This is a genomic window from Candidatus Electronema sp. PJ (assembly GCF_048287395.1).
Lineage (GTDB): Bacteria > Desulfobacterota > Desulfobulbia > Desulfobulbales > Desulfobulbaceae > Electronema.
This window is the reverse complement of sequence record NZ_JBLWEO010000057.1, coordinates 1-13826: the sequence shown is the minus strand read 5'-3', so window position 1 is coordinate 13826 and position 13826 is coordinate 1. Positions and strand designations below refer to the sequence as shown.

Sequence of the window (13826 nt, the reverse complement as noted above, 5' to 3'; positions counted from 1 at the left end):
AAGCAGGGAACGCACCTGCCGGGCCATACGCCAGCATGAAAAAAAACCGTACACTATTTATTGGCTACGTCGTGATGGCGGCAGGTCTGGTCGGACTGGTCCTCCTAGGGGGGCTGTTTGTCGTTTACAATCACCGACAGCACCTTGCGCAAGATGTGAAAATTTACAGATATTCTCTTGCGCAAGAGAGCGAGGCACTCCGCCAGACCTACTACCAGCTCGTCAGCATCTCCAATCTGTTGGCTAAAAATCCCGTTGTCATTAATTCCCTGGACAGGCACCTCAATGGCGAGGAGGCAACGGATATAGCTGTCAGTATGGTCGAGCGGAATTTAGAGGCCATTGCTGCCATCGAGAATGTCTCCTCAGTCTTTTTAGTCAGCCTGGACGGCTCCTGTCTGTATTCCAGCCGCAAGGAGCGAGTAGGCAAAAACTACCGAGAGATTGACTACGTCCGCAATACCCTCAAGACTGGCAGCGGTCTCTACGCCATGATGACCGTGGCTTCAGGCCGCACAGGCCTGTATTACGCCCAGGCGATCAAGAACGGCAATCTGCGAATCGGCGTGGCTGTGCTGGAGATCAGGCCAAATTTCTTTCATCTCCATTCCTTCACCGCCCCATTCACTGACGGGGCACCAGAACCCTCAGATGTCCGCATTGGCCTCAGCACAGACAGCAACATTCTGCTCAACACCACAGAGAGCACCTTAGTTTCGCTCCAGCCAATCCCAACGGGTTTTCTGCCGGAAAATTTGCCGCCCCAGTCAGCCATTCAGTCGCTGAATTTTCCCGGCTACAACAAGGAAGCACTGATCACTAACGGCTTTCTCCAGCTTAAAAACACCGCTGGAACCGAATACTATCTTTTCCTGCAGCCCATTGTCAACAGAAGCCTGTTTCTCATTCATGTCATCAACCGGACCTGGTTTCACCGCAATTATCATCCGGCCTCGTCAGACTACTCTGGCTATTTGTTGATGCTGGCTGGAATGCTCTGCGTTATGCTCGGCCTGCTCTGGATGGTCAACCGGCGACACCGGCAGGTGCTGCTGGCTGCTGAAACCCTGAAGAGAGAGGCCGAGCAACGAATTGTCGAAAAAGAGAAATACGAGACTATCATCAACCGCAATCCGCAGGGCTTCTGGCTGAATGACTTCTCCTCCGGGGTCATTCTGGAGGTTAATCAGAGCCTCTGTCGCCTGCTGGGGCTGGATGCAGGCGAGATTATCGGCCACTGCCCAGAGGAATTTCTCATCCCGCAGGAGGAGGACGACAGAGCAGAGGAGCAACGACTTTCAGACATCTCTTACGAGGGCAGGCTGCGGCTGCGTGGTGGGCAGGCTGCTGATGTCCTAATCAACTCCTCCTGCATCGTGGTTCCAGGCAGCGGCAAGCAAATCTGTTTCTCCTTTTTCGCCGACATTTCCGAGCGCAAAAAGGAGCAGGAACAGCTTTTCCTCTTCTCTCAGGCTGTAGAGCAAAGTACCAGCGCGATTGTCATCACAGACAAACAGGCCAGAATTGTCTATGTCAATTCAGCTTTCGTCGAGCTAACCGGCTGGAGCCAGGAGGAAGTCTGCGGCACTGATCCTGGCATCCTTACTGGCGAGGAAACCTATACCGCAGCTGGGCGAGAAATCTGGCGGCAGATCAGTAACGGAGGTACCTGGAAAGGGGTGCTCCGGGGCTGGAAAAAGGACGGCAGCACCTACTGGGAAGGCCAGACAGTCTGTCCGTTATATGATGACAAAGGCCGGATCGCCTATTATCTTGCGATCAAGAATGACATTACCCAGCGGCTGGAGTTGGAGAGGAAGTTCAAGGCCCAGCTGGCTAAACTAGAGCTGATGGTGGAGCACGCGGCCATCGGTATTGCCCATGTGGTAGAGCACCGCTTTGCCTGGGCCAGCCGGGCAGCAGCAGAGATGTTTGGTTACACAAGCTGGGAGGAAGTCGCTGAACTGCCTGCCTCGTTAATTTTTGAAAATGAAGAGGCGCATCAGAACACCGTTCGTCAGGCCGAAGAGGCGTTTGGCCAAGATCAGGTCTTCCATGCTGATCAGCTCATGCGGCGTAAGGATGGCAGCTTGTTCTGGTGCTCGCTGACTGGCAAGATAATTGATCCAGGGATGCCCGATCAGGGCGCGGTCTGGCTGACCAAGGACATCAGTCGCCAGAAGGAGGAAGAGCGGCAGCTGCAACTCGCCAAAGAGCGGGCTGAACAGGCCAATCAGGCCAAGAATGATTTCTTAGCCAACATCAGCCACGAAATCCGCACACCGATGAACGCTATCATCGGCATGAGCCTGCTGGCCTTGGAAAGTGGCCTGAACGAGCGTCAGCAGGGATATATCAGCAGGGTGAAGAACGCAGCAGACTGGCTAATGGGTTTGCTGAATGACATCCTCGATTTTTCCCGGATCGAGTCTGGCAAGCTGCAGCTTGAGCCTGCGCCCTTTGATCTGGAGCGGACAGTGAGCGAGGCAGTCCAGACTGTCCGCTACCCGGCAGAGGAGAAACGTCTGAGCCTGAGCTGGGATATCGCGCCAGAGGTTCCGCGCTTTGTCGAAGGAGATGCGTTGCGTTTGCGGCAGATTCTTGTTAATCTGCTTAAGAACAGCATAAAATTCAGCGAAAAAGGAGGCATCTCCGTCCGGGTTGCAGTGGAGGAACGCAGGGAGGGGCAGTTCCTGCTGGTGTTCCAGGTTCATGATCAGGGCATTGGCATCCCCCCGGATAAGCTGAACGACATCTTTGAACGATTTGTCCAAGCCGACACCAGCTTGCGCAGAGATTTCTCTGGCATCGGCCTGGGGTTAACCATTTGTAGCCAGCTCTGCGAGCTGATGGGTGGCAGGATCAGTGCACAGAGCGAGCTGCATCAGGGCAGCACCTTTACCTTCACAGTCTGGTTCAAGGAGATATCGCAGGAGGAGGAAATAAAACTGAATGGCTTGGTGAGCACCCCTGAAAAACTGCGGATTCTGGTGGTCGATGATAATGAGTCTAACCGTTTTCTTGCCAAGGCCATGCTTCAGCGGGATAACCACGAAATCGCTGAGGCCTGCAACGGCAAGGAGGCTCTCAGGCTGTTGCTGAAACAGGATTTTGACGCAGTGCTCATGGACGTGCAGATGCCGGTCATGGACGGCCTGACGGTCACAAAAATCATTCGAGCCTGCGAGCAGGAGAAGGAGAGCTGCTGCCTGAACACACCGGAAATGCCAGATGAGTTCTGCGCCGCGCTGCGCAGCCAGCTCAAAGGCGGGCATTTGCCGATAGTGGCCCTGACCGCGAATAATTTCAAGGTGGACGAGCAGCGCTGCCTCCAGACCGGCATGGATGCCTATGCGGTCAAGCCCTTCAGCACCGAGGATATTTACCGGGCTTTCCGGCGGTGCTGCTTGCGAAAACAGCAACGGCAGCTGTCAGCAGAGAGCTGTAGTTGCATGACAGAACAATCACAAGCTGAGGAGACTGCAATGGCAGACACGGAAGAAAAAAAGCTGGGCGGGCTGTTGGCTGAGGTTGCCGAACATCTCAAAAATATATACAGTCTGGACCCAGAACAAGTGGAGCAGATGATGCAGATTTCTGCCAGCTCAATCAGCGAGACCCTAGCCCAGGCTAAGGAGGCTTTGGCCGCAGGTGATCTGGATACACTCTCTGCTACAGGCCACAAAGCCAAGGGCGTACTGCTTGGCATCGGCCTCAAGGAGGAGGCCGATTTGGCCCGCCAGATTGAGCTGAAGGGCAAGAGCGGCGAAGAGGCGGACTACAGCGGGCTGCTTGACCGACTGGAAGCAGGACTGCAGCCTCTATTAGTACTCCGTCTAAGCCAAGCCGGGAGCTGAAACGGATATGAAAGTGATCTTCTGTGAGGAGTGCGGGGGCCGCAATAACGTCAAAGACGAGCTGTTGGAGAACATCGGCAGCCAGCCTATTGTCTGCCAGTTCTGCGGTAATGTCATGTCCAAGGAGACTATCATTCCGCATAAATGCCCTGCACAAACCATCAACACCCTGCATTATCATCTGCTCTTCATTGATGATGACGTGTTTCATCTTCAGCTGATGAAGAAGACGCTGGAGAAAGAATACACGGTCTCTATTGCCTCCACCGGTATCCACGGCCTGGACTTAGCAGCAGAGCGGCAGCCAGATCTGATTCTGCTCGATCTCAATATGCCGGGCATGGACGGCTATGAAGTCTGTAAGCGGCTCAAGGAAAATCCTGTCACCCGCAAAATAGCGGTTATCTTTGTCAGTGCCCGCGACCGCGAGGACGATGAGTGCCGTGGCTTCAGCCTTGGCGCGGTTGATTACATCAGCAAGCCGATCAATCTCCAGATTCTGAACGCCCGCATCATGGTGCAGCTCAGGATCAGGCAGCTGCTTGATCAGCAGAAGAAGCAGGCTGAGAGTATGATCCAGTCCCTCCAGCAGAACAGCATGGAGGTAGAAAGCGAGCAGGAGCGGCTACGGCGAGAGAACAGCGGTCTGACCGCTATCCTCGACAGTTTGCCGGAAAAAATCTTGGTTGAGGACATGAGTCATCGGATATCCTGGGCCAACCAGGCTGCGGTTGAGATGTGCGGCCTACCGCTCGCGAAAATGGTGGGCATGAGCAGCTCGGAAATCCTCAGCCACAGCGGTACAGCTTGCGACGACTGCCTACCTGGTGCAGCTAAACAGCTGCCAAGATGTATTCATCTGCCCCTTTTTGACGAAGACGGCGAGCCAGAAGGCGCAGCCCATATCCTGCTGGAAGATCGGGAACTGCCGACCCAGCTCTGCCAGGCTGCTGAGTCAGCCATTAACAATTTCATTGACCGGAACCGGCAGGCCATCAAAGAAAACCTCGCGACCATTCTCTTTGGGATCGATGCTATTGGCAGTATGTTGCGCAACAATAAAGAATTTGAGACGATAGGCCGTCCTGTGATCAAAGCAGCAGAGCAGCTGGATCAGATGGTCTGCTCGCTGCTCGATTTTGAGCAGCGGGGCAAGGACGACTGAACCGCGCCTTTTTTTTGACTAACTCTTTCGGCAGCTTGAAACATGAAAAATGTGCTTATAGTGGACGATGACCTCGGTTTTCAGCGACTACTGGGGATCAGTCTCAAGAAATACCAGCAGGATTTTGAGATCATTCTTTCCAACAACGGCGAAGAGGCCATTGGCGTGCTCAATCGCAAGCCGGTTGATTTAATTATCACCGACCTGCAAATGCCGAAAATCGACGGCCTGACGCTTTTGGCCTATCTCAACGACGCTTTTCCGAAAACGCCCTGCGTGATCATGACGGCCCACTCCACGCCAGACATTGAGAAGCAGTTTGCCCAGACTGGCCAGTTGCTGTTGAAGAAGCCCTTCACGATCAACAAGCTGGTTGAGGCGATTCAGACCGCCTTAACCAAGCCCAAAGCGGCTGACGGGATGCTCAAGGGCATTTCTGTGGCCAATTTTCTCCAGATGATCGCCTTAGAACAGAAGACTTGCCTGCTGGAGATCACGGCCCCTAATCAAGACAAGGGCTTTTTCTACATTGAGAACGGCGAGGTCTTTGATGCCGCCTTTCAGGGGCTGACCGGTGAAGATGCAGCCTATGCCCTGATCGCTGTAGAAGGGGCAAGCATTCGCTTCACCGACATTCCGGTCAATAAGAAAGTAAAAAAGCGCATTCAATCAAGTCTCATGGGCCTTATTATGGAGGCCATGACTCGTAAGGATGAGACCATTGGCAATTCCTGAGCAAGGCCCAGAAGAGGCCTTTTCCTCTTACATCCTGATTGTCGATGACCGACACAGTGATCTTCGCCTCTTAGAGGCTATTCTCCGAGGCCACGGCTATCGTTCTTTGGCTCTGACCAATCCAACCAAGGTGTTGGAGCAATGTCGGCGCAGGCCACCGGATGTCATCCTGCTGGACATCAGTATGCCAGAACTGGACGGCTTTGAGGTCTGCGCTCAGCTCAAAAGTAACCCGCAGCTCGCCGACATCCCGGTGCTTTTCCTCACGGCCATGCGCGATGTGGCCAACCGCATCCGGGGTTTCAAGGCAGGCGGCTTGGATTTTCTCAGCAAGCCCTATGAGCCATCCGAGTTAATCGCCAGAGTCTCCACCCACATCAAACTGCGGAAGACCCAGCTCGAGCTAGCCAACCGCAACCACCAGCTCAACGAGAAGATCCACGACCTTGAACGCACCCATGCGGCCCTGCTCTCCAGTGAGGCCCGGGCTGAGGCCGTGTTGAACAACGCTGGAGTCTGCATCGGCGTGATGGACCTCGATTGCAACTACCAGAAAGTCAATGGCATGTATGCCCAGATTTTCGGCTACAGCCCAGAAGAGTTCAGGCAGATGCGGCTTTGGGATATCCTCCACCCAGATTTTATCCCGCCGACCCAAGAAATGGTTGCCCGCTTACGCAGCGGCGAACTGGATCAGCATTACGCAGACAAGCAGTTTCGGCGCAAGGATGGCTCCTGCTTTCCTGGCGGCCACTGGCTCAGTCCACAGCGAGACAGCGAGGGCCAATGCAATGGCTTTGTCTGCGTGATCAGTGATTTGACGGGCCAAAAAGAGGCCGAGTACCGGCTTCAGCTTGCCCACACGGTTTTTGAGACCAGCTCCGAGGGAATGCTGATCACGGACGCGGATAACCTGATCATCATGGTCAATCCAGCCTTTACCGCCATTACTGGCTGGCAGAGCAAGGAAGTTATTGGCCAGCAGCCCTCGTTCCAACAGTCTGACCGCCACGATCAAGACTTCTACCAGCAGATGTGGGACGAATTATTGCGCACAGGCCGCTGGCAGGGCGAAATTTGGAACCGTCGGCGCAATGGTGAAATCTATCCGGTCTGGCTCTCACTCTCCGTGATTCGCAGTAAAGACGGCAAGATCGTCAATCATGTTGCCCTGTTTGCCGATATCAGCGAGCGGAAGAAAGCAGAAGAAATCCTGCGCTACCAGGCCATGCACGACCCGCTGACCAATCTGCCCAATCGGGCTATGTTTGACGAACGCTTGCGCGGGGCACTCGCCCGTGCCCGGCGCAAAAAGAGTCAAGTGGCCCTGCTGTATCTGGATTTGGACAATTTCAAGCTGGTCAACGACAACCTTGGCCATTTGGCCGGAGATCATTTTCTCCAGCTGGTCGCAGAAAAAATAAAGGTCAACCTGCGTCTCGAAGACACTGCCGCCCGACTCGGTGGCGATGAGTTTTGCGCCATTTTGGAGGACATTGTTTCCGTTGGCCAGGCCGCAACCATTGCCGAGCGGATCCTGCTTGCCCTGGGCGAACTCGATTGCCTCCCTGATGGCCAAGGTTTACGCACCAGCATCGGCATTGCCGTCTATCCCGAACACGGCACAGACGCAGAAACCCTGCTTGATTGCGCTGACAGTGCCATGTATCTGGCCAAGCGGCTCGGCAAAGGCCGCTGCTGCCTCGCTGCGGACAAATTTGCTTAAAGCCTGTTCAACACGAGGTAAATTCAGCTGCTCACGCTCTCCTGCGCAACGGTGTAACGCCTGTTTCTCTTCCTTTTTTGCTCGCTTCCCAAGGAGTTTGGCTCGGCCAGAAAGGAGTTTTACCGACTTGGAAAGGAGTTGAAGTCGGCAAAAAAGGAGTCTGGCCGAACTCCTTTGTTGCCGACTACAACTCCTTTGTGGCCAAGCCAAACTCCTTGGCAAACGAGGCAGACTCGTTTCTTTTTGCGCCAAAAACCAGGCCAAGCACCTCTGTATTGATTAACCTGACGATCTCAAGCTCTCTGTCAAAGAAACCATGACCTTATTGCAAGCAGCTGTCCTTGGCTTAGTCCAAGGACTGACCGAATTCATCCCAGTATCCAGTTCCGGCCATTTAGTCTTGGTACCGCACCTGCTTGGCTGGAAGTTTCCGCATGAGCAAGGCTTTATTTTCGATGTTCTCGTGCAGATGGGCACCTTAGTAGCGGTTTTGGTCTATTATCGCCAGGACTTGATTGCCATTGCCCGCGCCTTTTTCCTCGGTCTTTTCCAACGACAGCCGTTTGCCGAGGCAGATGCCCGAATGGGCTGGTATTTAATTCTGGCCACCATTCCTGCCGCCGTGTTCGGGCTACTTGGCAAAGACGTGGTAGAGCAGGCTTTTGCCAGTCCAAAAATGACCGGGGTCTTTCTCCTTGGCACCGCCCTGCTGCTGATCATTGCGGAGAAAGCAGGCAAGCGTTGCCGCAGCCTGCAAGAGATAACTTGGCAAGACAGCCTCTGGATTGGCTTCTTTCAGGTGATTGCCCTGTTGCCTGGGCTGTCTCGCTCTGGGGCAACGTTGGCTGGCGGCATGACTAGACATTTCGACCGGCCCGCTGCTGCCCGTTTTTCCTTCCTCATGTCCGTGCCCGTCATGGTTGGAGCCGGGGTTTTGGCGGTTAAAGACTTGTTGGCGTTGCCTGCCGCGTCTGATTTCCTCCTACCCTTGCTGGTCGGCTTCCTGACCGCCATGATTTCCGGCTATATCGCCATTCGTTGGCTGATTGCCTACCTGAGCAAGCACTCTCTGCACCTGTTCACCGGCTACTGCGTCCTGCTTGGGCTGGCCGTTATTTTGTGGATGTAACTTGGCTATCTGCCTAAGGGGGCAAAAATGAAGATAGAAGTTGTTCAGGATGTAAATATCTTTAAAGAATTAAAAGAGCCGTGGGATGATCTCCTAGACAAGTCGGAGAGCAGCAGTGTTTTCTTGACTTGGGAGTGGTTGTATTACTGGTGGCTCCATTTTGCTGAAGGCAAGGAGCTGTTCATCTTATTGCTTAAGGATGAAACCAGCGATCAGTTGCTAGGAATAGCCCCTTTTTGTCTTGAGAAGGTAAGATTGTTTTATCTTTTTCCGGTTAAGAAAATAAAGTTTCTCGGTACAGATGCAGTTGCTTCTGATTTTTTAGACTGTATCCTTACTCCTGGACGAGAAACAGAAGCCATGCAATGTATTTGCAAATATTTATTTGATAATTCCCAGAAGTGGGATGTTGTTGAACTCGGAGATATAGAAGAAAATTCTAGTACGATTTCTCTGTTGAAGCAGAACATTGGTAGCAACTATAAGTTGTTTGAATGCAAAGCGCAGGCGTGTCCATACATCAAACTGCCAAATGATTATGAAGTATTCTTGAAATCACTCAGCTCAAAGATGCGAACAGTTTTGAGGTGGCGCACTAATCAGCTGGAAAAGAAATATCAATTAGAATTTTTGATTGATAGGGAGGAAGGGCAGGTCAAAGAAAATATAGACAAACTATTAAAACTGCATAATAGCCGATTTAAAGCGAAACGAGGAGAAACAGCTTCAAGCTGTTTCAGCGGGAGTAAGATGAGGGATTTTCATTATGATATAGCTACAAATTTTTTACCGAAACAAAGGGTAAAATTTTACTTCTTCAATGACGAGAAAGAAGCGGTTGCCTGTCTTTATACCTTTGAATATAAAAATAAATTATTCTTTTACCAAACTGGTTTTAATCCAGAATGGCATAAGCGGGGCCTGGGTACGGTTTTATTGGGCTATGCCATTAGAGATAGCATAGAAAGAGGCTTAAGTGAATTTCATTATTTGCGAGGAGGCGAAGACTATAAATCAAGATGGACCAAGACCATAAAAAGAACCCAGACGCTCCTTTTAGCAAATAATTCTTTTCAAGGTGCTCTGTATTATGGGCTTACTGATGGCAAATTCAGGCTCAAAGAAATTGCCAAGAAATATTTACGAAGAGGTACTAAGGAGAGTGCTTGAGACAAGGCAAGGAATTCTGTATGGGTAGAACAGGCTCGAGTTTGGCTTGGCTGCCCAGGAGTTTGACCGAGCAAAACTTCTTTGCAATTCGCTTGGATAGCTCAAACAGCGGGCTGAACTGAGTTGAGTCACCTCAGCCGCGCATTTCAATCGGCTGCCGAACGCCCTGAGTTCTATATCAATTCTGCGGAAAGAAAACACACCTGAAAAACTCTTTGATTTTCATCTTCTGTTCATGCCCGGCAGTTTATATTAAGTATATAAAGAGGAAAAATCTTCATCGAGCAACAGATGAAGATGGCATGAGGTAGAAAAAAGCGGACTCTGGCCCGCAAGGAGATGAGCAAATGAAGGCTATCGGAACTTTTTCGGCAAAGGAACTCTTTTTAATGACGACAGCAGCCGTTTTTATTCTGGCAGCCAGCAGTTCAAGGAACATTTGAGCATTGTGGATGCGACAACCGACAGGACATTGAGATGTATGTTCAGAATATCCTCAATGACTCCTGGCAGCGCGGCATAAGCTGCGAGATGTCCATGCACGTTCCAGCCTGTATAACCTCTTACTGCTCCATCTGCGCCGGGCATCCCGGCTTGATGGAAAGCTGCATGAAAATGGGCATGGATTATTTCGTCAGCTCATGCGCCCAACAGTCCGCTGCCAATGCGCTGTACTCCTATGCGGCATTCTGAAATTCTCCGCAGCTTTTCCGGCCTGTGCAAACAAACAGGCCGGTTTTTTCCCTCCTAAATATACCCTTCCTGCTTGTACCAGTCGCCGGTACGCTTCAAACCCTCGTCCAGGCCGATTTTGGGCTGATAGCCCAGCTCGCGCTTGGCCTTGTTGATGTTGAAAGCCCGGTTTTGCCGATACCAATCGACCCGACGGGGGAAAATCGGCGGCACGATCTTGAACGGCTTGCAGATGGTTTCGCAGATATGCCCGGCAATAACCAGCGGCAAGACCGGATAATGGGGAACTTTTACCTCTACGCCAAGTGCCTGGGCCGTCTTCCGCACTAGCGTCTCGATAGATACGTAGTCTTCATCGCCAATCAGATAGGCCTGCCCGCGCCCTTTGTTCGGCTCCATCGCCAACACTAAGGCATCAAGCAGGTTGTCGATGTAAAGCGGATGATAGAAGGTTTTACCATCGCCAAACATGGGGAACGTGCCTTTGCTCACCTTTTGAAAGATGATGCGGAAGCGGCCTGGATCGCCAGGACCGTAGATAGCTGTCGGGCGAAGGATGACGGTGTCCATGCCATGCGTGCCATAGTCGTTGACAAGCGGCTCGGCCTCGTATTTGGTCTTCTGATAATAATCCGCAGGCTGAATAGGCGCGTTCTCATCCGCAGGTGGATGCTCGACATTGCCGTGTACGCCGCAGGTGGAGCAGTAAACAAACTTTTTTATCTTATGGGCAAAGGCCGCAGCCAGGACAATCTTGGTGCCACCGACATTTACCTCGTCGTAGTGGCTGTTCGGCACGTCCATCTCGCGGAAAGCCGCAGCCAAATGCTGCACCACCTCCACGCCCTCCATGCAGCGGTTCACTGCCTCGCGGTCAGTCACGCTGCCAATCACTACTTTTACCCCCCAGGAGCGGATTTCCTCAGTCTTAAGGCCTTCCTGATAATCTAGACTGACTACTTCGTGGCCCTCATCGACCAGCCGTTTGACCAAGGCCTTACCGGTGAAGCCGGTACCGCCTGTCACAAGCACTTTCATAATTTTTTATCCATCAAGCAGGTAAAGTTGCAGAAAAGGGATCTCCCCGCAGTAGAGGGATTCCTTTCTGCGGCTAGAAAGGAGTTTCTTTACCTTGATAGCAGCTGGCTGTCAAGGTAAGTATTGGCGACAAAACTTCTTTTTCTTGCCGCAAGATCAGTTCCGCTGGTGTTATTCCAGGGCCTAGCGGTCGCGCTAGGCTCTCCAAAGCAGCAGCACCGCCTATGGGTTGACGCTCTGCTGCGCATCCAGCAGCGGGAGAAAACGCTGCTCGTAAAACAACCCGGCAGGGCCGGTGGTGTGCGGGATATAGGGAAGTAAACCGTCGCCTTGGCCGGTGATATTGTCCAGCCCAGCAATGATTTCGCCGTTGGCATCAATTGCCGAGAGCCGCAAGTCCAGCAAGGGTCGGAAGACCTTGAGGATACCGTCCTTGTCCTGGCGGATAAGGATATTTTCCCAGCGGCGCAGGCTGTAGCCTTGATACCAGATGCCCGGCTTTTTCTGGCCAGTAAGGGAGTCAGTCATTGACGGCTTGTCTGCCTCGCCGGTGAGGAAATTTTCCACTTCTGAGCTGGATTGCACCTTCAGGGCCTGCCACGGCTCAGTGTTTGTGGCGTAACTGAGCAGCAGATGGGTGGTTTGATCATTGAACGACCATTGGGCATGACAAACTTGGCAGTCCACCCGGTCGCCGTAACGGGCATGGGCAGGGTGCTGAAGTCGGGGTATCAGGTGTTCTTTGCTGTCCTGCCTGGTGGTGAGGAACAGCTGTTCCTTGTCAGCGCGGATATTTTTCAACGGCGGCACACTGCCGACGGCTGGGGCATGGCACGCTACGCAGGTGATCTTCTGTTGTTTGCCAAACAGCTCCTTGCCACTGTGGCAATCGATGCAGGTGAGGCCGCGCTGGCGGTGGATATCTTGGACTAGATTGTGCTGCTCTATGCCATAGGGGCGGAGATGCAGCGCAGTGGTGGCTTGGGGCGAGCGAAAGTCTGCGCCATAGTCGTGTTCGTACATGCCAACAAAATCACTGCCCACCCGATTGCCGTAATGGCAGCTCAAGCACTGTTGTTCGACAGGCAACTTGAAGATATGGCTTGCCAACTTCCCCTCAGTCTTGCGCAGATGGCAGGCGGCACAGCCGCTGCCGTGTTGCACAGAGGGGTAGTTGTCGCCTGGGCTTTGCACATGGCAGCGCAGGCAGCGGCGGCGAAGCAGATCATCAACTAGCTGCTCTTTATTCTGCGGCGGACCGCTGCGATCAGGGATTGCGTTCATTCCACCTGGGAGCGGTTCCAGGCCAAAATGATTACGCACCAAATTGACCTCATTCTCCAAGGTGAAATGCGTAGCAACTTGGCCGCAGCCTTCGACTTGCTCGGTATGGCAGCGGCTGCATCTGCCGCAAGCTGCGGCTATATTCTCCGGTGCCGCAGGCTGGGCAGTTAAACCCTGATGCGCAAGCTCCTTATCATTGGTCTCGTTGTTTCCTTGATGGCACTCAGTGCAGGCAAAGTCATGACTGACATCCAATTGGATGTCGGCATGACAGCTCCGGCAGCCAGGCAACAGCGGAGCCTGGCTAGCTTCCTTCACTCCTTCGGCGGGAGACAATGCCGGGCTGTCTTCACGGCAGCCAACCAAGGCCAGCAGAAAAAGAGCGATCAGCAGCAGAAAAATCGTTCTCATAAACTTGACAGTATAGCACGAACCTGCTACATAATAAAGTCCAGAGTGTTGTGCTGTCCTGTCGGATTAGCTCGACAGCAAGTAAACAAGCAGGCCGACATAGCTCAGTTGGTAGAGCAACTGATTCGTAATCAGTAGGTCGCCGGTTCAAGTCCGGCTGTCGGCTCCAGTAATTTCAATTGATTGACACGTGGTCTGTGTTGATCCGTTTTTCTTTTTTCTAGCCCCCATTTTTTTTGTTCATGGAGCAAAAAACGCCGCCTGAAGATTCCTTGACATGCCCTGCGCCATCTGATTATTCTTGCGCCTGAAAATCCGCCCGGCGGCCTTTCACCGTCTTTGAAACCCTTGGCAGCTGTAAGTTTCCGGGTGCTGCATCATCCTGAGCTATCTTCACTTTACCGGACACAGCAATTACCCTGACAGGAACAGGAGGTGTGTTTATGGACTATCGCAGGTACGATTCCGATTTCAAGCGAGAAGCCGTGCGCATGGTTGTTGAAGAGGGAGTTGGTATTCGCGAGGTTGAACGAAGCCTCAGCATCACCTTTGGAGTCTTGAAGGGCTGGGTGGCGAAGCACCGAGAGCATCAGGATGCCGCGTTTGCAGGGCGGCTTA

Annotated in this window: 10 protein-coding genes and 1 tRNA gene; 9 read left to right on the top strand and 2 right to left on the bottom strand. The window is 52.7% G+C overall.

The features are described from left to right. The first annotated feature begins 35 nt into the window (after positions 1–35). From ACNKIB_RS08920 to ACNKIB_RS08890, 7 genes are all read left to right on the top strand, one after another. Positions 36–3857 carry a PAS domain S-box protein gene (locus tag ACNKIB_RS08920; protein WP_417910194.1) on the top strand — a complete coding sequence of 1274 codons (3822 nt, stop codon included), beginning with the start codon at positions 36–38 and terminating at the stop codon, positions 3855–3857. Positions 3858–3864: 7 nt separating this feature from the next. Next, positions 3865–5022: a response regulator gene (locus ACNKIB_RS08915; protein WP_417910193.1), complete on the top strand. Its 1158-nt coding sequence runs from the start codon at positions 3865–3867 to the stop codon at positions 5020–5022. Between the two features lie 42 nt (positions 5023–5064). Then, a complete protein-coding gene (locus tag ACNKIB_RS08910; RefSeq protein WP_417910192.1) occupies positions 5065–5757 on the top strand; it encodes a response regulator in 693 nt (230 codons plus the stop codon). After that, on the top strand, positions 5744–7483 hold the full coding sequence (locus tag ACNKIB_RS08905; protein WP_417910191.1) for a diguanylate cyclase domain-containing protein: 1740 nt from the start codon (positions 5744–5746) through the stop codon (positions 7481–7483). Before ACNKIB_RS08910 ends, ACNKIB_RS08905 begins: the two co-directional genes overlap by 14 nt. A gap of 316 nt (positions 7484–7799) precedes the next feature. Continuing rightward, positions 7800–8612, top strand: a complete 813-nt coding sequence (gene uppP / locus ACNKIB_RS08900; RefSeq protein WP_417910190.1) for an undecaprenyl-diphosphatase UppP — start codon at positions 7800–7802, stop codon at positions 8610–8612. Between the two features lie 27 nt (positions 8613–8639). Beyond that, positions 8640–9782 carry a GNAT family N-acetyltransferase gene (locus ACNKIB_RS08895; RefSeq protein WP_417910189.1) on the top strand — a complete coding sequence of 381 codons (1143 nt, stop codon included), beginning with the start codon at positions 8640–8642 and terminating at the stop codon, positions 9780–9782. 477 nt (positions 9783–10259) lie between these two features. Continuing rightward, the gene (locus tag ACNKIB_RS08890; protein WP_417910188.1) at positions 10260–10475 is read left to right on the top strand and encodes a hypothetical protein; all 216 of its coding nucleotides are present in this window, start codon (positions 10260–10262) and stop codon (positions 10473–10475) included. A 54-nt stretch (positions 10476–10529) separates the two neighbouring features. On the opposite strand, the gene ACNKIB_RS08885 is transcribed toward ACNKIB_RS08890, so the two are convergent. Both ACNKIB_RS08885 and ACNKIB_RS08880 read right to left on the bottom strand, forming a co-directional pair. After that, the gene (locus ACNKIB_RS08885) at positions 10530–11513 is read right to left on the bottom strand and encodes an NAD-dependent epimerase/dehydratase family protein (protein ID WP_417910187.1); all 984 of its coding nucleotides are present in this window, start codon (positions 11511–11513) and stop codon (positions 10530–10532) included. Positions 11514–11735: 222 nt separating this feature from the next. Next, the gene (locus ACNKIB_RS08880) at positions 11736–13208 is read right to left on the bottom strand and encodes a hypothetical protein (RefSeq protein WP_417910186.1); all 1473 of its coding nucleotides are present in this window, start codon (positions 13206–13208) and stop codon (positions 11736–11738) included. A 93-nt stretch (positions 13209–13301) separates the two neighbouring features. Between ACNKIB_RS08880 and ACNKIB_RS08875 the strand changes: the two genes are divergently transcribed. Further along, positions 13302–13377 (top strand) — tRNA-Thr (locus ACNKIB_RS08875). 274 nt (positions 13378–13651) lie between these two features. Continuing rightward, positions 13652–13826: transposase (locus tag ACNKIB_RS08870; protein WP_417910213.1), on the top strand; the 175-nt coding region annotated here is incomplete at its 3' end.